This is a genomic window from Prochlorococcus sp. RS04, from assembly GCF_001989455.1.
Taxonomy (GTDB): Bacteria; Cyanobacteriota; Cyanobacteriia; order PCC-6307; family Cyanobiaceae; genus Prochlorococcus_A.
On sequence record NZ_CP018346.1, the window covers coordinates 401818 to 421729 of the forward strand.

Annotated in this window: 24 protein-coding genes; 15 read left to right on the forward strand and 9 right to left on the reverse strand. The window is 32.7% G+C overall.

Going from position 1 to position 19912, the window contains the following annotated elements; all coding sequences use genetic code 11:
- Positions 1 to 2 precede the first annotated feature (2 nt).
- Positions 3 to 1433, forward strand: a complete 1431-nt coding sequence (gltX, locus tag BS621_RS02325; protein ID WP_077141690.1) for a glutamate--tRNA ligase — start codon at positions 3 to 5, stop codon at positions 1431 to 1433.
- Here the strand turns inward: gltX and BS621_RS02330 are convergent, their stop codons facing one another.
- The 3 genes from BS621_RS02330 to tsaD all read right to left on the reverse strand — a co-directional run bounded on the left by BS621_RS02330 (position 1434) and on the right by tsaD (position 4053).
- Positions 1434 to 2639, reverse strand: coding sequence for a cation:proton antiporter (locus BS621_RS02330; RefSeq protein ID WP_077141691.1), 1206 nt, complete (start codon positions 2637 to 2639; stop codon positions 1434 to 1436).
- A gap of 161 nt (positions 2640 to 2800) precedes the next feature.
- The gene (locus BS621_RS02335; protein ID WP_025933243.1) at positions 2801 to 2977 is read right to left on the reverse strand and encodes a high light inducible protein; all 177 of its coding nucleotides are present in this window, start codon (positions 2975 to 2977) and stop codon (positions 2801 to 2803) included.
- A 5-nt stretch (positions 2978 to 2982) separates the two neighbouring features.
- Positions 2983 to 4053, reverse strand: coding sequence for a tRNA (adenosine(37)-N6)-threonylcarbamoyltransferase complex transferase subunit TsaD (gene tsaD, locus BS621_RS02340; protein WP_077141692.1), 1071 nt, complete (start codon positions 4051 to 4053; stop codon positions 2983 to 2985).
- A gap of 74 nt (positions 4054 to 4127) precedes the next feature.
- Between tsaD and BS621_RS02345 the strand changes: the two genes are divergently transcribed.
- Together BS621_RS02345 and psaJ are read left to right on the forward strand one after the other, a co-directional pair.
- Complete coding sequence (locus tag BS621_RS02345; RefSeq protein ID WP_011817979.1) at positions 4128 to 4682, forward strand: photosystem I PsaF protein (subunit III); 555 nt, start codon at positions 4128 to 4130, stop codon at positions 4680 to 4682.
- 27 nt (positions 4683 to 4709) lie between these two features.
- On the forward strand, positions 4710 to 4844 hold the full coding sequence (gene psaJ / locus BS621_RS02350; protein ID WP_011862490.1) for a photosystem I reaction center subunit IX: 135 nt from the start codon (positions 4710 to 4712) through the stop codon (positions 4842 to 4844).
- Between the two features lie 14 nt (positions 4845 to 4858).
- Here psaJ and gmk read toward each other — a convergent pair whose 3' ends face one another.
- A complete protein-coding gene (gmk, locus tag BS621_RS02355) occupies positions 4859 to 5413 on the reverse strand; it encodes a guanylate kinase (protein WP_077141693.1) in 555 nt (184 codons plus the stop codon).
- Positions 5414 to 5486: 73 nt separating this feature from the next.
- Between gmk and BS621_RS02360 the strand changes: the two genes are divergently transcribed.
- The 3 genes from BS621_RS02360 (at position 5487) to tatC (ending at position 8315) form a co-directional block, all read left to right on the forward strand.
- On the forward strand, positions 5487 to 7187 hold the full coding sequence (locus tag BS621_RS02360; RefSeq protein ID WP_077142640.1) for an Rqc2 family fibronectin-binding protein: 1701 nt from the start codon (positions 5487 to 5489) through the stop codon (positions 7185 to 7187).
- 28 nt (positions 7188 to 7215) lie between these two features.
- Positions 7216 to 7476 carry a hypothetical protein gene (locus tag BS621_RS02365; protein ID WP_011376025.1) on the forward strand — a complete coding sequence of 87 codons (261 nt, stop codon included), beginning with the start codon at positions 7216 to 7218 and terminating at the stop codon, positions 7474 to 7476.
- A gap of 80 nt (positions 7477 to 7556) precedes the next feature.
- On the forward strand, positions 7557 to 8315 hold the full coding sequence (tatC, locus tag BS621_RS02370) for a twin-arginine translocase subunit TatC (protein ID WP_077141694.1): 759 nt from the start codon (positions 7557 to 7559) through the stop codon (positions 8313 to 8315).
- Here tatC and BS621_RS02375 read toward each other — a convergent pair.
- A complete protein-coding gene (locus BS621_RS02375) occupies positions 8284 to 8601 on the reverse strand; it encodes a DUF3067 family protein (protein WP_025890486.1) in 318 nt (105 codons plus the stop codon). The genes tatC and BS621_RS02375 overlap by 32 nt on opposite strands.
- Before the next feature lie 123 nt (positions 8602 to 8724).
- Here BS621_RS02375 and petC point away from each other — a divergent pair, with 123 nt between their 5' ends.
- Genes petC through BS621_RS02400 form a run of 5 tightly spaced genes read left to right on the forward strand, consistent with a single transcriptional unit; the run spans position 8725 to position 12421 of the window.
- On the forward strand, positions 8725 to 9261 hold the full coding sequence (gene petC, locus BS621_RS02380) for a cytochrome b6-f complex iron-sulfur subunit (protein ID WP_011817974.1): 537 nt from the start codon (positions 8725 to 8727) through the stop codon (positions 9259 to 9261).
- Between the two features lie 25 nt (positions 9262 to 9286).
- Positions 9287 to 10219 carry a cytochrome f gene (gene petA / locus BS621_RS02385; protein WP_423246164.1) on the forward strand — a complete coding sequence of 311 codons (933 nt, stop codon included), beginning with the start codon at positions 9287 to 9289 and terminating at the stop codon, positions 10217 to 10219.
- A 10-nt stretch (positions 10220 to 10229) separates the two neighbouring features.
- Positions 10230 to 11123 (forward strand): prolipoprotein diacylglyceryl transferase, encoded by an 894-nt coding sequence (gene lgt / locus BS621_RS02390; protein WP_077141695.1) that lies wholly within the window; start codon positions 10230 to 10232, stop codon positions 11121 to 11123.
- Positions 11116 to 11871, forward strand: coding sequence for a precorrin-4 C(11)-methyltransferase (cobM, locus tag BS621_RS02395; RefSeq protein WP_077142642.1), 756 nt, complete (start codon positions 11116 to 11118; stop codon positions 11869 to 11871). Before lgt ends, cobM begins: the two co-directional genes overlap by 8 nt.
- Before the next feature lie 55 nt (positions 11872 to 11926).
- Complete coding sequence (locus BS621_RS02400; RefSeq protein ID WP_077141696.1) at positions 11927 to 12421, forward strand: helix-turn-helix domain-containing protein; 495 nt, start codon at positions 11927 to 11929, stop codon at positions 12419 to 12421.
- On the opposite strand, the gene BS621_RS02405 is transcribed toward BS621_RS02400, so the two are convergent.
- A complete protein-coding gene (locus BS621_RS02405; RefSeq protein WP_077141697.1) occupies positions 12414 to 14009 on the reverse strand; it encodes a Ppx/GppA phosphatase family protein in 1596 nt (531 codons plus the stop codon). The genes BS621_RS02400 and BS621_RS02405 overlap by 8 nt on opposite strands.
- 125 nt (positions 14010 to 14134) lie before the next feature.
- On the opposite strand from BS621_RS02405, the gene BS621_RS02410 reads away from it, so the two are divergent.
- Both BS621_RS02410 and BS621_RS02415 read left to right on the forward strand, forming a co-directional pair.
- Complete coding sequence (locus BS621_RS02410) at positions 14135 to 15022, forward strand: 4-hydroxybenzoate polyprenyltransferase (protein ID WP_156858213.1); 888 nt, start codon at positions 14135 to 14137, stop codon at positions 15020 to 15022.
- Positions 15023 to 15031: 9 nt separating this feature from the next.
- Positions 15032 to 15901: an LD-carboxypeptidase gene (locus BS621_RS02415; protein ID WP_077141699.1), complete on the forward strand. Its 870-nt coding sequence runs from the start codon at positions 15032 to 15034 to the stop codon at positions 15899 to 15901.
- On the opposite strand, the gene ispD is transcribed toward BS621_RS02415, so the two are convergent.
- Complete coding sequence (gene ispD, locus BS621_RS02420) at positions 15902 to 16573, reverse strand: 2-C-methyl-D-erythritol 4-phosphate cytidylyltransferase (protein WP_077141700.1); 672 nt, start codon at positions 16571 to 16573, stop codon at positions 15902 to 15904. It abuts the gene before it with no gap.
- 92 nt (positions 16574 to 16665) lie between these two features.
- Between ispD and fabG the strand changes: the two genes are divergently transcribed.
- On the forward strand, positions 16666 to 17415 hold the full coding sequence (gene fabG, locus BS621_RS02425) for a 3-oxoacyl-[acyl-carrier-protein] reductase (RefSeq protein WP_025931480.1): 750 nt from the start codon (positions 16666 to 16668) through the stop codon (positions 17413 to 17415).
- Here fabG and BS621_RS02430 read toward each other — a convergent pair whose 3' ends face one another.
- Positions 17416 to 17595, reverse strand: a complete 180-nt coding sequence (locus BS621_RS02430) for a hypothetical protein (protein WP_011862475.1) — start codon at positions 17593 to 17595, stop codon at positions 17416 to 17418.
- A gap of 131 nt (positions 17596 to 17726) precedes the next feature.
- Between BS621_RS02430 and groL the strand changes: the two genes are divergently transcribed.
- Positions 17727 to 19472: a chaperonin GroEL gene (gene groL, locus BS621_RS02435; protein ID WP_077141701.1), complete on the forward strand. Its 1746-nt coding sequence runs from the start codon at positions 17727 to 17729 to the stop codon at positions 19470 to 19472.
- Between the two features lie 3 nt (positions 19473 to 19475).
- On the opposite strand, the gene BS621_RS02440 is transcribed toward groL, so the two are convergent.
- A complete protein-coding gene (locus BS621_RS02440; protein WP_077141702.1) occupies positions 19476 to 19907 on the reverse strand; it encodes a glycoprotein in 432 nt (143 codons plus the stop codon).
- Positions 19908 to 19912 lie beyond the last annotated feature (5 nt).

The window sequence follows — 19912 nt, forward strand, 5'->3', positions numbered from 1 at the left end:
ATTTGGAAAAACGTTTAAGACTAGCCCCGAGTCCAACGGGTTTATTTCATATCGGGACAGCACGAACAGCACTATTCAATTGGTTGTATGCACAAAAAATAGGTGCAAAATTTCTTATCAGAATAGAAGATACTGATTTTCTTCGATCTAAATCTGAATATACAAAAAATATATTAGAGGGCTTGAAATGGCTTGGACTTAAATGGGATGAAGAACCTATAAAGCAAAGTGACCGAATTTCGATTCACAAAAGTTATATCAAAAAACTATTGGAATGTGGAGCTGCATATAGGTGCTTTACATCAGAAGATGAAATATCTGAATTAAGAGAAGAACAAAAAAAGAAAGGATTACCTCCAAAGCATGATAATAGACACAGAAATCTTTCAAAAGAAGAAATAGAAACATTCATATCCCAAGGGCGGACTTCAGTAATAAGATTTAAGATTGATGAAAAAATTGATATTAAATGGATAGATCAGATAAGAGGCGAAATCAAATGGCAAGGGAAGGATTTGGGCGGTGATTTAGTTTTATCAAGAAGGGCTAAGGGATATGAGATTGGTGATCCTTTGTATAATCTTGCAGTTGTAGTTGATGATAATTTCATGCATATTACTCACGTTGTAAGGGGTGAAGACCATATTTCGAACACTGCAAAACAAATATTGATTTATAAAGCATTAAATTTTAATTTGCCAACTTTTTCGCATACACCCTTAATACTAAATAGCGAAGGGAAAAAATTATCTAAGAGAGATTGCGTTACTTCAATCGACGAATTTAGAGAAATGGGATATTTACCTGAGGCCCTATCGAACTATATGGCATTTTTAGGTTGGTCTCCAAAATCTGCCGACAGAGAAATACTTTCACTTGGAGAGATATCTGAAATTTTTGACTTATCAGAAATAAATAAAGCTGGAGCCAAATTTAGTTGGGAAAAACTCAACTGGATTAATTCTCAATATATAAAAAATATGGAATCAATAAAGTTAATTGAGATCATCAGAAAATACTGGGATGACAATGGTTGGGAGCCTCCATCTCAAGAATGGGCACATAAATTAGCAATTTTGATTAGAGACTCTATGACTCTTTTAAAAGATTCAATTGATCAATCAAAACCATTTTTCTTAATACCTACAATTCAAAAAGAAGGTCAAGATTTTTTGGAAAACCGGGAAAGCAAATTATCTTTAAAACTAATCTTAAATTATTTAATTGAGCAAAATACAATAAATCTAAATAAAGAGAAAGCCAAAGAAATAATTAACGAAATCTCAAAAAAGCATAATATAAAAAAAGGGATATTAATGAAATCATTAAGAGTAGCCTTTTTTGGATCTCTTAGTGGTCCAGATTTAATTCAAAGTTGGGAGCTTTTCGCAGAGAGTAAAACTGATAGAACTCGAATTGAAAGATGTCTTTAATCAATCAAGATTATTTTTTTGGCCTAATTTAAGTCTATTTACCAAAGGTTTAGCAGAAAGTCCTTGTATTCCTACCGTCATCAAAATAGTAAGAAAAACTAAACCTTGTAGACGGCCAGCCCCAAGGATACCAGCCTGCTCTAATCTGATAGAAAAAAGAGAAGCTACAGCTGCAGTAACAATACCTCTTGGAGCTAACCAGGCTAAAAATATTTTTTCTTTTAAGTTCAAGTCTCTCCCCATAGTTGCTATCCAGATAGAGATAGGGCGAACAATTACCATCAACATAAAAACGCAAACAACCCCTCCCCAGCCTAGGGGACTTAATTCACCCCAAGAAACGTCAGCGGCCAAAAGAGGGAAAAGAACTGTTATTGCTAATTGAGCTAATTCACCTATTAGATTATCCAATCTCTCCTTATCTATAACTTCTCTTTTGCCTACAATAAAACCTGCAGCGACTGAAGCCGGCAAGCCTGATTCTGGTAAAAAATATTCGCAAATTCCATACACAAGGAAAATAAATCCAAGGGTAACTTGAAGCTCTATACCAAATGAGGCTTCATTTTTTATTTTTTTTAAAATTTCTGATAGTAACCATCCCGCACTTAATCCGATTAAAACTCCTCCCCCTAATCTTTGCATTAATGCTATAAATACATCTCTAATCCCTCGAAGATCCCCTAAAGTCAATTCTAAAAGCAGTAATGCTAGTACTGCACCGATTGGTTCAAGCAGCAACCCCTCAGCTTTTAAAACTTCCGAGAGTGGGGAAGCTAATTTTATTTGTTCCACTAATGGAGAGACAACTGTTGGTCCAGTAGCTAGAACTATGGCGCTATATATTCCTGCGACTTGCCATGAGAGGCCAGCCAGCCAATGAGCAATGAAAATTCCAGCTGATAATGAAATAAAAAGTCTTACCAATGAAATTTTTAAAACAGTAGTTCTTATATTCCCCTCAGGCAATTTTAAATTTAATCCCCCTTCAAAAAGAACCAAACAGACCAAAAGCCCCACAATAGTTTCAAGCCCTTGCCCGAGATCTAAAGGCTCAACAAGTCCCAATCCTGATCTTCCAATTAATAATCCAGAAAGCAATAAAATAACAACACTTGGGAATCCTGTAAAAGAAGAAAATAATCGAGCGAAAGCGCCTGCAAATACAGTTATCCCCCAAAGTAATCCAAGCCTTTCAGGCGTCATATAAAATTATAAATAATAAAAACATTCATTATTTTGATTAAATCAATAATCTTATCTCTAGTCCAATAAAAACAATACTTTTTAATTTAATTAATCAGCTAAAAGAATAATTTTAAAAATTTTATCAAAACTACTTTTAAAAAAAATTAATTTTATTTCTATTAAGAAAACTGGCTTATTAAAGCAATAATTATAAAAATAATTCCTATGCCAACAGTTGCCATCCTTCCATTCCATATTTCAGCTTGAGGGGTAAAACCTCTTTTCCACAAATTCAATTCCTTTTTATCAACGAAGTTTTTTGTCTCTTTAATCTCGATTTTAGGTTGTTTGTTCATTGAAATTAGAAAGGAGGGTTTTCTTCATAAAGGGTATTTGCTTGTTCAATTGATAGTCTTCCTGCGACTCCTAATTTAAGGGAACTTAAATGATCCTTAAATTTGATTCTGAACAACGCCGCCGCTCCAATCATTGCCGCATTATCTGTACAAAGATCGAGAGGAGCTAAATGAACTTTAATAGATTTTTTACTAGCTTCACTAATCATCATTTTTCTTAATGTATTGTTAGCAGCTACTCCCCCAACCACAACAACATTATCCAAGCTATGATCTTCTGCGCATTTTATTGTTCTCTCTACCAAGACCTCTGCCACTACTCTCTCAAAACTTGCAGCAATATCTGGAATTGGAACGGTCTTCCCAGCCAAATTTATTCTCTCAACTAATCTTAATACGGCAGTTTTTAAACCACTAAAAGAGAAATCATATTTAAGAAATCCACCTTTTTTATCAGAGATCTTACATTTTGGTAAATTAAATTTCATTGGGTCCCCATTTTTAGCAATCTTTTCAATTGCCGGTCCTCCTGGATAACTAAGACCTAATAGTCTGCCAACTTTATCAAAGGCCTCTCCAGCAGCATCATCAAAACTTTTCCCAAGTCTTTGCATCCCCCTACTATCATCTACCTTTATCAATTCAGTATGCCCACCGCTAACAAGTAATGTAAGAAAAGATTTTTTTGGATAGTTTTCTGAAAATAGAATTGAAGATAAATGCCCCTCCAAATGATGAATTCCCAAAAATGGTTTTGAATGTAAAAGGCAAAGTGATCTTGCGGTTATAGAGCCAACTCGTAAACAACCAACTAATCCAGGGGCTACAGTTGAAGCAATATAATCGACTTCCTCAATTTTAATTTTTGCTTCTTCTAGAGCCTTATCTAAAACAAAAGGTAATAATTCTAAATGTTTTCTAGCTGCAAGTTCAGGCACAACTCCTCCCCATTTTGAATGATCTTCAATTTGAGAGGCAATTATATTTGAATGTATTCTGAAAGTATCGCCAATATTAGAAACTATTGAGACAGATGTCTCATCACAACTTGTTTCAATAGCTAAAACTTTATGCATTTTTGATTCAACTTGTTCTATTTTAATATTAATTTCTTACTTAACACACTATAAGGAATTAAAGATTGCAACTTATGAAATTCTTTTTTTCAATCATAACCTCAGTTTTTCTGTTCCTCGGAATTACTCCAATTGCTCTAGCTGCAAATGGGCCTGCTTTAAACGCAGATAGAGCTAGCACAGAATATACCGCTTCAGCTCTCACAAAATGCTCTGAAAATCCTAAATTCATCGAGAGAGCAAATTCTGCAACTACTCAAAAAGACATAGCAAGATTTGAAAGATATGGAAAAGCATCATGCGGAGATGATGGTCTTCCTCATTTAATAATTGGACCTCCTCTTGAGCCATGGGGGGCCCTTTTAAATAGAGGTCATGAAGGAGATTTACTTATCCCCGGAGTATTGTTCATTTACATTGCTGGAATTATAGGTTGGTCAGGAAGAGAGTATCTCATTGAATCAAAAAAGACTAAGAATCCAGCAGATCTTGAGATCATTATTGACTTAGACTTAGCTAGAAAATGTCTTGTAAAAGGAGCCCAATGGCCACTTCTTGCTAATAAACAAGGTAGAAATGGAGATTTAAGAGAGAAAGATAACAATATTACACTTAATGGTCCTCGCTAAACATCCTTAAAAACTTTCATAAAACAAATGTTCAAAATTCTAAACACAAAATTTGTCAGATCTGCTCCAGTAGTAGCAGCAATTTGGCTAAGCCTTACAGCTGGAATAATTATTGAATTTAATAGATTTTTCCCAGATTTATTATTCCATCCAATGAGTTGATGAATAGAAAATAATCAAGTTTTTATTAACTTGATTATTTTTTTTGCTGTTTCATCAACATTGTGATTTGTTAATGCAAAATCAAATTCATTTGATACTGAAATTTCATAATTAGCCCTTAAGAGTCTTTTTTTAATTGCCTCTTCTTTTTCTGTACCTCTATTTCTTATTCTTCTCTCTAACTCTTCTTTATCCGGTGGAAGTAAAAATATTGACTGTGAATTAGGAAACTTATTTTTTATTTGCCTTGCACCCTCTACTTCAATTTCAAGTAGTACGATAAATCCCTTTTTTATTTTCTCATTAACAGAAGACAAAGGCGTTCCATAGTAGTTTCCAGCAAATTGAGCCCATTCAAGGAAAAGGTTTTGTTCAATCATTTCTTTAAACTTTTCTTGGTTTAAGAAATAATAATTTTCTCCGTCCTTCTCTCCCTCTCTAGGTTCTCTTGTAGTTGCAGAAATTGAAAGCCAAAAATTTTTTTCTTTACATAATATTTCTTTAACAACTGTTCCTTTACCTACCCCGCTGGGTCCAGTAAGGATAATAAGTTTTTTTTGATTTTTCATATTAAATTTTTTACAGTAAAATAGATATCTTGTGAATTAAAAAAGAATAATGCAAAAAGGTGTTCCACAGATAATGGATATTACATCTATTAGATCTGTCTTGCATTATTTGACAAAAAACATTTTACCTACAAAGTTTGAGACTGCCCAACAACCAGAGCCTAATACAATTCAATTATGTTTCAGAGGAGTTGATTCTCAAACATGGTTAGAAGTTTCATGGAATGGCGACTCTCCAAGAATACTAAAGATAAATAAGCCAGAAAAGATTGGGAGAGAAAGCACACTTTCTAAACAAATAAGATACGGATTAAAGTATATGGCTTTAATTTCGATTGATCAAGATAATTTCGAGAGAGTTATAAAATTTAGTTTTGCGAAAAAACCTGGAGATGAAATTAATAAGTATTTAATTTTTGAATTAATGGGAAAACATAGTAATATTTTTTATCTGGACAATAAACATAAAATAATTGCCGTTGGTAAACAAATTAAATCAAGTCAATCTAGTTTTAGAACAATTTCAACAGGATCGATTTATTCTGGCCCTCCAGTCAATCTCAAAAAACAACCTAGAGAAGATGAGTCTTTTCAATCATGGAAAGACTCAATTTCAATAGTACCTGAGTCTTTAAAATACTGTTTAATAAATACCTATCAAGGAGTAAGCCCTATCCTCACAAAACAATTAGAGGTTGCTAGCGCAACTGTTAATTCAGAAATAATGGAAAAAAATATTGACTTCATTAGCAACTCAGACTTAAAAGAGATATTTAAAAATTGGAAGATTTGGATAAACAGGTTTAAAAACAATAATTTTAATTTTTCTACATTCAACAAAGATTTTTATTGCGTTTGGTTTTTCGATAAGGAAACTAATTGCGAAAATAAGATAGATTTATGCACTAGCTTAGAGAATTATTATGATTATCATCTGAAACAAAAAAAACTTGAATTATTGGGAAAGAAAATTGAAGGGATAATTTTTAAACAGACCAATACTGAGAAAAAGAATTTAAATATTCAATATGATCTTCTGACAAAATCAGAAAACTACGAAATATATAAAGAAAAAGCTGATAATATATTCACCTCACATGAAATTAAAAAAAAAGACATTATAAAGGGACAAAAACTATATAAAAAATCAAAAAAACTAAAGAGATCTAGAGAATTAATAAAAGAAAGATTAAGTATTTACAAAACAAACATAGAGAGATTAGACGAATTCACTACGCTTCTAGAAAATTTAAATTCTTTAAATCATGAAAAACTTTCTATGAGAATCAAACTACTAGAAGAAATTATGGAAGAAATTAGTAACGAGTTTAATATTAATATCAAGAAGCAAAGAGAAGATCAGAAAAGTACTTATGAGATAGAGTCTTCACCAATTCAAGTTGACACTCCCACAGGATTAAAGCTTCAGGTAGGGCGAAATATGAGGCAAAATGATTTAATAAGCTTCAAGTTCTCGAAAAAAGGCGATTTATGGTTTCATGCACAGGAATCACCAGGCAGTCATGTAGTTTTGAAGTCTTCATCTCAAGTAGCATCTGAACAAGATCTTCAAATAGCTGCAGATTTAGCTGCTTTATTTAGTAAGGCAAAAAGAAACATTAAAGTTCCAATTAATTTAGTAAAGATTAAAGATTTGCAAAAAATCAAAAACGGAGGACCGGGTTGTGTTTCCTTTAAAAATGGAGAAATTATTTGGGGAAATCCTACAAGAGGAGAAGATTACATTAAAAAAAATCTTAAAACAGTAATTTAGTTTATAATAAAAAAAATTTTAAATCTAAATGTTTGATTTTCTTTTAGGCACTCATGAATTTTTAGGTAATCATAGTTTTCCAGAATTTATTGTTGGATATCTATTTGGTGCTGCATTAATAATTGGTGCTCCTACTGTTTTCTTACTACTTGCCTTCGTGAGCGCTTTAATGAAAACAAATGGGAAAATGGGTGGATATAGAGAATATGAAACTTATGGTGAATCATCTTTAAATGATGCCCCTCCTTTCTTATTACCAGATCCAACAAATCCTAAATTAAGCAAATAATTAAATTTATCGAAAAATAAATTGGACTTTGACAATAGTAGTTTTAAACCTTTTTTTTACACAATTTTTATCAAATAATAATGAGAGGGACAGGTCAAAGGGAAAAAAAATTATCAGCTTCGATGACTTTTAGTGATCATTTAGAGGAGCTTCGTCAAAGGATCTTAAATTCAATTTATTCAATACTTATTTCAATATTCTTTAGTTTTCTCATCATAAAGCCATTAATATCTTTTTTAGAAATTCCAGCTGGTGATATTCATCTACTACAACTTGCTCCAGGAGAGTTTTTATTTGTCTCTATTAAAGTTGCAGGTTACAGCGGATTGATAGTTTCTATGCCCTATATTTTTTATCAAATAATATTATTCATTTCTCCTGGTTTAACAAAACAAGAAAAAAGCCTTATCTTGCCTGCAGTTTTTGGTTCAGGTCTTCTATTTTTTTTAGGATTAATTTTTTCATGGTGGATATTAGTCCCTGCAGCAATAAATTTCTTCATTAGTTTCGGTGCTGATATTGTTGAACCAACTTGGTCTATAGAAAGATATTTTGATTTTGTTCTCTTATTAATGTCCAGCACTGCAATAGCTTTTCAATTACCAGTATTACAATTTATTCTTGGTTCTCTTGGAATAATCACAACAGAAAAAATGATTTCAAATTGGAAGATAGTTGTAATTTCCTCTGCAATATTATCTGCAGTGATTACCCCTTCAACTGACCCATTGACTATGTCATTGCTATCTATATCGATTGTGTTTTTATTTTTTGTGGGTACTGGATTAACTTACTTATCAGAAAATCTTAAGTCAAAAACTCTTTCATCTTCTCATTAAGATCTAATTGCAAGCTGACAGCTCTACCTAACCTTGGCTTAGCATTGACTTTCTTTAGCCATTCCCTTACTTCTTCTGAATATCCACATCTATTTAAAATCTCGATTTTATCAGCTATCGATTTTTTATATTCATCTTCACTTAAAGGGAATGATTCCTGTCCAAGAAATCCCCACATCATTTGAAAATACACGAACTTTCCTCTTCTAAAGAGTCTAAAATCATATTTTTTTCCCCAGCGATGAATCAAATAATGTATAACTTCATCTACTAGCAATGGGTTCATTTAAATCAATTAATTAAGACTTTCTAAACTTTTACTTTAAATTATTAAAAGTCCTATCTATTTGCAACAGAAATTGAGCAATTTGCTCCATAATAACTAATAAATAACAGAACCAAGTAGCGAATGACTCAATTAAGTTCCAATGATGTCCCTTCTATGGGTCGAAGGCAATTTATGAATCTTCTTACATTTGGTACTGCAACTGGTGTAGCTTTAGGAGCCCTTTACCCTGTAGCGAATTATTTCATGCCTTTAAGAGCAGGCGGTGGTGGAGGTGGAACTTCTGCCAAAGATGAATTAGGGAATCCAATAACTAAGACGGGTTGGTTAGCTACCCATCAAGCAGGAGATAGAAGTCTAGTTCAGGGTCTAAAGGGAGATCCAACTTATCTAATAGTTAATGAGGGTGGGGAAATAGGAGAATTTGGTTTAAATGCAATTTGTACTCATTTAGGTTGTGTTGTCCCATGGGATAGTGGTGCTAACAAATTCATATGTCCTTGTCATGGCAGTCAGTACGATACGAACGGGAAGGTTGTAAGAGGTCCTGCGCCTTTATCTTTAGCTCTAGCTCATGTCGATATTGAAGATGATGCTGTACTCGTCAAACAATGGTCAGAAACTGACTTTAGAACTAATGAAAATCCATGGTGGGCATAAAAAAATGAAAGGTCTTAAAAATCAAATCATGAAAAAAACAAGTTTACTTATCTGTACTCTGCTTTTCATTTCAAGCATTGTATTTTATCCAAAAATCAGTTTTGCTTATCCATTTTGGGCTCAGCAAAACTACGAATCCCCAAGAGAAGCCACAGGTAAGATAGTCTGTGCAAATTGTCATCTAGCTCAGATGCCTACAATTGCAGAGGTTCCACAATCTGTTGGAGCAGACAGTGTTTTCAAAGCTGTAGTCAAAATACCCTACAAAAATGATTTAAAAGAGATAGGGGCTGATGGTTCTGAAGTCCCATTACAAGTCGGTGCTGTTGTAATGCTGCCTGATGGCTTTAAACTTGCTCCACAAGAAAGATGGACCGAAGAAATAAAAGAGGAGACAGAAGGGGTTTATTTCACTAACTACAGTGAAGAGAAAGATAATATTATTATTGTCGGACCTTTACCTGGCGATACCAATAAAGAAATCGTTTTCCCTGTACTTTCCCCTGACCCATCCACTAATAAAGAATATCACTATGGGAAATACTCATTACATATTGGTGGCAATAGAGGTAGAGGTCAGGTATATCCGACTGGAGACAAGAGCAATAATGTAGTATTCACTTCTTCCACCGCAGGAACTATAAATTCAATAGCAACAATTGAAGATGGTAGCTATCAAGTCAATATAGAAAACGATAATGGTGAAATAACTACTGAAGCAGTGCCTGTTGGTCCTCAACTTATAGTAAAAGCGCAAGACAAAATTAATGTAGGTGACCCTCTTACTAACGATCCCAACGTTGGTGGCTTTGGGCAATTAGATGCTGAGGTTGTACTTCAGAGCCCTTATAGAGTTATTGGATTGATTGCATTCTTCATTGGTGTAGGCTTAACACAAATTCTTTTAGTGTTAAAGAAAAAACAAGTAGAAAAAGTGCAAGCAGCAGAGGGTATCTAACTTTCTCTAAATGCTTATACTTCAAGCTTTTATACAATCTCCAGGAGAAACTTTTTTAAATTTAGGATTTATAACTATTAGATGGTACGGACTTCTTATTTCGTTTTCAGTTTTAATAGGCCTATTTGTCTCTAAAAAACTTGCAAAGGCAAGAAATATTAACCCAGAGTACATTAGTGAAATACTTCCATCATTAATAATCTCTTCAATAATTGGCGCTAGAGCTTATTACGTAATTTTTGAGTGGAGACAATATAGCGGAGAGAACTTTTTTACTTCTTTTGAACTATTCAACAACATCATTCAAATACCTTCTTTTCTTGCAGTTTGGGAAGGAGGCATAGCAATCCATGGAGGTTTAATTGGAGGATTAATATCTATTATCTATTTCTGTAAGTCGAAACAAATTAATTTAAAAACCTTTATAGATATCTTAATACCCTCGATTATTCTTGGACAATCAATAGGAAGGTGGGGAAATTTTTTCAATAATGAAGCCTTTGGAGTTCCTACAAATTTGCCTTGGAAATTATTTATACCTATCCAAAATAGGCCTTTAGAATTTATTAATTATGATTTTTTTCATCCTACATTTCTCTATGAGTCATTGTGGAATCTTTTGATTTTCATCGTCCTTCTTTTTACCTTTAATAAACAAAATAAAACAGATTTTTTCAGGCCTGGCTTTATTAGCTGTCTTTATTTAATAAGTTATAGCTTTGGACGATTCTGGATTGAAGGTTTAAGAACTGACCCACTATGCATTGGTGGACTTCCACCTTTCTGTGATGGCGGTATAAGAATGGCTCAATTTATAAGTATTTTTCTATTTTCTTCTGGATTAATTGGAATATTTTTTTTAAGATTGAGAACATCTAGTGGGAAAAATAGAAAAAATGGATAACAAAATATCCTTTATTGGTGTTGGTCCAGGCGATCCAGAATTATTAACTTTAAAAGCATTAAAAAAGATAAAAATTGCAGATGTCATTATTTGGACTGATTCTCTAATTCCTGAAAAGATTTTAGATTCTGCAAAAGAAGGTTCTGAAAAAATAAAAACGAGTTCACTTAACTTAGAGCAAATCACCTCAATTATGATAGAAAAATTTCAGGCAGGTAAAACTGTTGTAAGGTTGCATGATGGAGACCCTTGCCTTTTTGGAGCAATTAGAGAGCAAATCGAAATTTTAAAAAATGAAAAAATTGAAATCGAGGTTGTTCCTGGAGTAAGTGCTTTTCAAGTTGCTGCAGCATATCATGAAGCTGAGTTAACCATCCCTGACATAACGCAAACAATAATTTTAACTAGAGCAGGAGGTCGAACAGGGATGCCAGAAAAAGAATCTCTGAAAGATCTTGCGAAACACAATTCCTCTATATGTCTATATCTAAGTGCTAGGCATGTGAAAAGGTCTCAAGAAACTTTACTAGAGTTTTACCCTCCAGAGACTAAAGTGATTGTTGGATTTAGAGTATCTTGGGATGATGGTTGGACATCATTAATAGAATTAAAAGATATGGAAAGATTTTCTATTGAGAAAAAACTAATTAGAACAACCATTTACATAATTAGCCCAGCAATTAGTAATTCGCAAAAAAGATCTAATCTTTATAATCCTTCTTATAAGCATCTCTTTAGGAATAAATAATCTTAAAGTTGATAGAAAAATATTAATTACTATAATTAGTAAAAATTTATTTGCTTTGAAAGAAATAAAATCTGTTTCGGAAATCAACAATAAAGGAGGAGATCCCTCTTTAAAAAGAATTGGAAATTTCATTAAAGAGGCTAGGTTAAGTAAAAATCAATCAATTGAAGAATTGGCTTCTGATTTAAAAATTGGAGCTCATCAACTAGAAGCTATAGAGGAAGGTAATGAAGAAAAACTACCTGAAAAAGTATTTATCAAAGCAATGATTAGAAGGATTTCACAGAAGCTAAAACTTGATACAGAATTTTTAATGGATGAATTCAAGACAGAGAGGAAAGAAGTGAAAATTGAAGAAATAGTTGAAGAAGTTTCCAAAAAAAACTATAAAACTAGGCAATCTAAGAATTTTAATCCACTAGGATTCCTAATATTTATTTTAATTTCAGGCTTTCTCGGACTAATCGCCTCTTCCTTAATTTTCAATTTATTTTCAGATTCTTCTCAGAATCAAACTCCAAAACAAGAACTTATTAAGAAAACTAAATAACTTTTAATTCCAAATTCTTTAGTTCTTTTATTACATTGCGGCATAATCCTAAGTTCCATTTTTCAAGAAGAAGATCATGTTTTCTATCTAAAGGTAAAAGTTGAAATGTAAGATTATTTTCCTGCAATTTTATTTGAACTGAGGAGATCACCTTGTCAGGTCTTTGATCAAGAGCAGCTGCTAGTCTCAGGATTAATGACATTTCTAGAACTAATGTTTTATCTTCTTTGGATATTAAATTTTGCCAAGACTCATGTCTTTTCTTGGGTAGAGTCTTTCTATGGTATCTAGCAATTGAAGCAATAATATTTGTTTCTGCTTCAGAATATCCCAACAACTCACAATTTTTTATTAAGTACCAAGAGTGTTTGTGATATGAATCAACATTCACATATTTCCCACAATTATAAAGATTAGAGGCTGCCCAAAGAAGTTCTTTAGCTTTAGGGTCATTACCGCTATGAAAGATATTTTTAGTCTGATCATAGATTTGAAAGGCAATATCAATAACTTTCTCAGCTCTTGTATTATCTACTCCAAACTTTCTGGCCTGATGAATTATGGTTGTTTTTCTAATATTGCCTTGAATATTTAACTCATTTTTAATTATCCCTTTACGTAGCATCCAATCCACAACCAAACCCTCTCGAAGCGCCCTCTCACTTATTATTAATTCATCAAAGTTCAACATCTCCATTGCGGTGTTTAATATCAATGCTCCTGGAATAATTATTTCTGCTCTTCTCTCACTTAATGAAGGTATTTTCTTGATTTCCGAAACTGGCAATTTAATTAGTTTTTCCAATACATTTTGTAAATTTTCCCTTTTAAATTTATAACCATGCAACTTTTGTTTAGATTCTCCCAAATCATCTGCAATCAAATTTCCTAATGAGGTTGCAGTGCCACTGGTTGCAATCATAGATAAATGCTTATCTCCCTTAGATCTACTCTTTATTTTTCGAACAGATGGTTCTAAAGATCCTTTAATAAAAGTTGTTAAAAAACTCGATCTTTCTGAAGTTATAGAGCCTTTATTTAAAAAATCATTTTTAAGTCTTACCGCACCAATTCTCGAAGTGGTAAGAGCTATAGCATCTTTTTTATCTGCAAGTATTAATTCTGTAGATCCTCCTCCAATATCTATGATTACAAAAGACTGATCTTCAAAAGACATACCAGAAAGAACACCAAGGTAAATTAATCTGGCTTCCTCAGATCCACTTATCATTTCTATTTGAATATCAGTTTCATCAAGAACTCTTCTAATAAAATCTTGACCGTTTGGAGCTTCCCTAACTGCACTTGTTGCTGCTGTTACTATTTGTTTTACTCCATTACTTTTACAATATTCCTTAAATCGCTTAAGAGTAACTAATGCCCTTTGGATTGATTCTTCAGTAAGATTACCCTCCTCATCTCTTTCTCCAAGACGAGTGGTTGATTTATCCGTAAATTTTATTGAAAATGATTTTAATTCTAGATTAATTTCTGCTACCAAGAGATGTGTAGAGTTAGTTCCAATATCAATAGAAGCTACTAAAATTTGCTTTTCTTGAAAATATCTTAAATCTTGTTTCAGTATCATTTCTCTTTATAAGACGAAGATATCTTTAATCCATTAATAAATATACCCAACATTGATTATTAAATAATAGAAATCATTTAATCCTAGTAAGATTATTTAAAGTTATGAAATATACAATAGGTAATATGCAAAATAAAAATCGACAAATTAAATTAAGTACTTTTTTTGAATTATTAAGGTGGAATAAGCCGACTGGAAGAATGATCTTACTTATTCCTGCTGGATGGAGTTTATATTTAACCCCAGATGCTAATCCAACATTTTTAATGTTGCTCAGAATAATACTGGGAGGACTACTAGTAAGTGGATTAGGCTGCGTGGTAAATGATATTTGGGACAAAAAAATTGACCAAAGAGTTGTTAGGACAAAAAATAGACCTTTAGCTGCAAATAAAATCGGTCTTAAAACAGCTTATTCAATTCTTTTGTTTTTAATTTTATGTAGCTTCTTTCTAACTTTGTCATTACCTCAGCCTGGAAGAAACCTTTCAATTTCACTTGCTTTTTTAGCTTTACCTATCATTTTAATTTATCCTTCTGCCAAAAGATGGTTTAAATATCCTCAATTAATCTTATCCATATGCTGGGGTTTTGCTGTCTTAATTCCCTGGGCCGCAAATGAAGGCAATTTAAACAGTATTGTTTTATTATTTTGCTGGCTAGCTACCATTTTTTGGACTTTTGGCTTTGACACGATTTATGCTTTAGCAGATAAAAAATATGATATCAAAATTGGAATTAATAGTTCCGCTGTTAACCTCCAGAACAATACAAGAATAACCATTCAAATTTGTTATTTTTTAACTTCTTTTTTTCTCGCAATATGCGGATTTATTAATCAAATGGATTTTATTTTTTGGCCAATTTGGCTTGCAACGTCAATCTTAATGCAGAGAGATATACTAAAAGTATTTCCTGAGGAAAAGCAATCAATAAAAAATATTGGCAATCACTTCAAAAATCAATCAATTTATGGAGGCGTCATTTTATTAGGAATTTTTATTGCCTCATAAATTCTAAATATGGTTTTTAGATTAAAAAAAGGGGATTTAATAGATATTTTAGCTCCAGGCTCTTTTATTGATGAAGACGAAAATTTTCAAAAAGGCATAGAAATCTTAAAAAACTGGGGTTTGGAAATTAATGAAAATAATTCTCTATCAAAAAAATTTGGTTATTTTGCAGGTGATGATCTAACTAGATTTGAAGAACTTGAAAAAGCACAAAATAGTAAGCTAATCATTTTTGCAAAAGGAGGCTGGGGTTCAGCAAGACTTTTAGAAAAAGAACCTTCTTGGCAGCATGGTTTAATGCTTGGATTCTCAGATACATGTTCTTTATTACTATCTAAATATTCTCAAGGATTTATAGGTTCTATCCATGGCCCCATGCTTACTAGCCTTTTCAAAGAACCAGAGTGGAGTCTTGAGAGATTAAGAAATTTACTTTTTGAGGGATATGTTGAGGACATAATAGGAATCCCTTTAAGAGGTGGGGAAGCTAAAGGAGAGATAATAGTTTCTAACTTAACTATTGCTACTTTTTTAATTGGTACTAATCACTTTCCAGATTGCAAAGGGAAAATAATAATTTTTGAAGACATTAATGAAGATATTTATAAAATTGATCGCATGTTGACTTACCTTAGGATGACTAAAACAATTTCTGAAATTGCGGGTATTGGATTCGGAAGTTTTTCTAATGATTCCTGCGACCTTGAATGGAAAGATTTACTAAAAAACTGCATTATTGAAAGACTTCAAGAGTTTGATTTTCCTATTCTTTTTGATCTCCCAATAGGCCACATATCAGGGAATGCATGCATCCCGTTAGGGTATGAAGCAACCTTAAATGGTGACAACGGCATTCTTAGTATCGATAAACCTTTTTAACTAGGAGTTCTTCACAAAAAGTTTTGCTATTTTCAAATCTATAGGGGATGTAATTTTTATATTTGAATAAGTTCCTTCAATAATCTTTACTTTCCAATTAAGCATTTCGAATAGAGAAGCATCATCTGTGACTTTCCAGTTTTTATCAATTGCCATCTTATGAGCTTTTTTTAATCTATCTACTAAAAAGCCCTGAGGAGTTTGCGCTGCCCATAAATAATTTCTATCTGGTGTTTCTTTAATAAAACCTTCATTATCAACAATCTTAATAGTGTCTGTTACCTTAGTAGCTAAAATTACAGCTTCATATTCATCTAATTGCTTAGCACATAGGTCTATCAATTCAGGATTAATTAGACATCTAGCCCCATCATGTATTAAAACTTTTTCAGCATCTTTTGGTAACGCTTTTAAACCATTAAAAACTGATTGTTGTCTGGTGTCACCACCATTAATCCAATGAACTTTATGGGCAAAATCCTTAGCTGAATTTAGTAATAAGTATTTATCTTTCGTTTGCCCAATTATTCCAACCCAGTTTGTTGAGCTTGCAGAAAATACAGATTTAAGTGTCCAATAAATCAAAGACTCTCCCTCTAAATCAATAAGTAATTTATTTTTTCCAGCTTTCATTCTGCTACCACTCCCTGCAGCTGGTATTAAAAAATGCACAATAAAAGGACTTAATATTTTCTAGACAATTATAAATAAAAGCAATATCTTTACACAAATAGTACTACGATTGAAAATTATAAAATTTCATAATGTCCAATACAGATTCATTATCAGGCAAAGTTGCTTTAATCACTGGAGCTAGCAGAGGAATTGGTAAAGAAATTGCTTTAGAACTAAGCCGCCTAGGAGCAGAAGTTTTTATTAATTACTCTTCTTCTGATGAAAAAGCTGAAGAAGTTGTAAATTCAATAAAAAATTCGGGAGGTAAAGCTCATAAATTAAAGTTTGATGTATCAAGAGAGGATTCTGTCAGTTCAGCTTTTGAAGAAATCATAAAAATTAATGGTTCCATTGATATTCTTATTAACAATGCTGGTATTACTAGAGATGGACTATTGATGAGAATGAAATCGGAACAATGGGATGATGTATTAAATACAAACTTAAAAGGGGTTTTTCTTTGTACAAAATATGCTTCAAAATTTATGATGAAAAAAAGAAGTGGTAGTATCGTAAATATTTCATCTGTTGTTGGAATAATTGGTAATCCCGGTCAAGCAAATTATTCTGCAGCTAAAGCTGGAGTTATTGGATTCACCAAAACTTGTGCTAAAGAATTTGCTTCAAGAGGTATAAACGTAAATGCAATAGCTCCAGGCTTTATAGAAACAGAAATGACTGAGAAACTTAATACTGAAGAGATACTTAAAGTTATCCCTTTAGGAAAATTAGGAAGTTGTACTCAAATTGCAAACTTAGTGTCATTCTTAGTTTCAAGTGATGCAGGAAGTTACATTACAGGGCAGACAATCAGTATAGACGGGGGTATGAGTATTTAGTTATGTACTTTCATAAGGCTGACCTAATTCATCTCTCAACCTTCTAATTTTTTGTAAAAGTTTTAGTCTTCGACTTCTAGCAGTTAATGTTAAGAAAAATCTTAAAGGAAAGTATATTAGTGTCATAGCAATCGCGAGGATTGCGGTAAGAGTAAAAATAAGATTATTTGTTTCTTCCATAACTTAAAGATACTCTTATTTGAGTTAATTTGTATGTTCTATCAAAAGAAATTCGGCTTTCCCCACTTAATTAAATATCCCCTAAAAATGATTCTATGGGAGATTAGAATAAGACAAAAGATCGAGTAAACATGGCTAAACAGTTAAGTTTTTCTAATGAATCAAGAGAAGCGCTAGAAAAAGGTGTTAATTTCGTAGCTAATGCGGTAAAGGTTACTATTGGGCCGAAAGCAAAAAACGTTGTAATAGAAAAGAAATTTGGTTCACCAGATATAGTAAGAGATGGATCTACAGTTGCTAAAGAGATCGAGATTGAAAACCCTATTTCTAATTTAGGTGCGAAATTAATAGAACAAGTTGCATCCAAGACAAAAGAGAGTGCTGGTGATGGAACAACAACAGCAACCATTTTGGCTCAGAAGATGGTTCAGGAGGGATTAAAAAATATTGCCTCTGGCGCCAACCCTATGGAGTTAAAAAAAGGTATGGAGGCAGGCCTAGCTTTTGTCTTAGAAAAATTAAGTTCCAAAAGTATTTCATTAAATGGTTCTGATATCCAAAAAGTTGCAACAGTTAGTGCTGGAGGTGATGAAGAAATTGGATCTATAATTTCTAAAGCAATGGATATTGTTACTTCAGATGGTGTAATAACTGTCGAAGAATCTCAATCACTAGAAACAGAATTAGATATAACTGAAGGTATGTCTTTTGATAGAGGTTATAGTTCTCCATATTTCGTAACAGACCAAGAAAGACAAGTTTGTGAACTTGAAAATCCTAAAATATTAATAACTGATCAAAAAGTCTCAACTTTAGTTGATCTAGTTCCAATACTTGAAGAAATTCAGAAGTCAGGCTCACCTTTTCTAATTCTTGCTGAAGATATTGAAGGAGAGGCTTTAACTACTCTGGTTTTAAATAAGAATAGTGGGGTTTTAAATGTTGCTTCCGTAAGAGCTCCTTTATTTGGCGAGAGAAGAAAAGCTGCCCTCGAAGATATTGCAATTCTCATAGGGGCTAAGTTAATTAGCGAAGATAAATCCATGACACTTGATAAAGTATCGATTAATGATTTAGGAAAAGCAAAAAAAATAACTATCACCAAGGATAAAACTACAATTGTTGCCTTCGAAGACACTAAAGATTTAGTTAAAGCGAGAGTAGAGCAATTAAAGAGAGAAGTTAAAATAACTGAATCTGAGTATGATCAGGATAAAATAAATGAAAGGATAGCCAAACTAGCCGGAGGAGTAGCGCTTATCAAAGTAGGAGCTGCTACAGAAACAGAGATGAAGCATAATAAGTTGAGAATCGAAGATTCCCTTAATGCTACGAAAGCTGCTATTGAAGAGGGTGTTGTTTCTGGAGGAGGACAAACTTTAATTGAAATATCAGATGACCTTTTAAATTTAAGTGAAACATCTTCAGATGATTTAAGAACAGGGATAAATATAGTCAAAGAAGCCCTTTTGGAACCCACCAAACAGATAGCAAAAAATGCTGGTTTTAATGGAGATGTAGTTGTCGCTGAAATTAAAAGACTTAACAAAGGTTTTAATGCTAATTCAGGAAAATATGAGGATTTAAAAGATTCAGGAATCTTAGATCCAACCAAAGTAATAAGATTAGCTCTTCAAGATTCAGTATCTATTGCAGCTATGCTCCTCACAACAGAAGTTGCTATGGCAGACATTCCAGAGCCTGAAGCCGCAGCCCCTGGAGGACCAGGTGGAGATCCAATGGGGGGAATGGGTGGCATGGGAATGCCAGGAATGGGTGGCATGGGAATGCCGGGTATGGGTGGCATGGGAATGCCGGGAATGGGTGGCATGGGAATGCCAGGAATGGGTGGCATGGGAATGCCGGGTATGATGTAAAAGCTAACTAGCTTTTTTATCGTTGTTAATCCACTTTCTTAAATTTTTAATATAAGGTAGGGGTAATTTTGGGGTTTCAGTAAATTGATTTATTTTATTGGAATTTTGATTTTTACTAGATATTTCATTGCTTCTAGCAGTTTCCAAGCTATTTGATTCTATCTTTGTTTCTTCAATATTTTCAAAAGTTTTTGATAATTCAAGCTTAATTTGTTCCTGATTTTCTTCATACACTTCATCAATTAAAGAGATATGTTCTTGATTTTCTTCTTCACGCTGATTTTCTTTTTGTAGTGAACTATGGATTAATAAATCATTTAATGAATCAATCCCAAATCTATGGACCCACTTAAGAACAACATTTTCTTTAAGCAAAAAATTATTTTCTAAAGAGGCTTGTTTAAAAACTTCTATTAAATGATTTTTTAAAAGCATAAAAT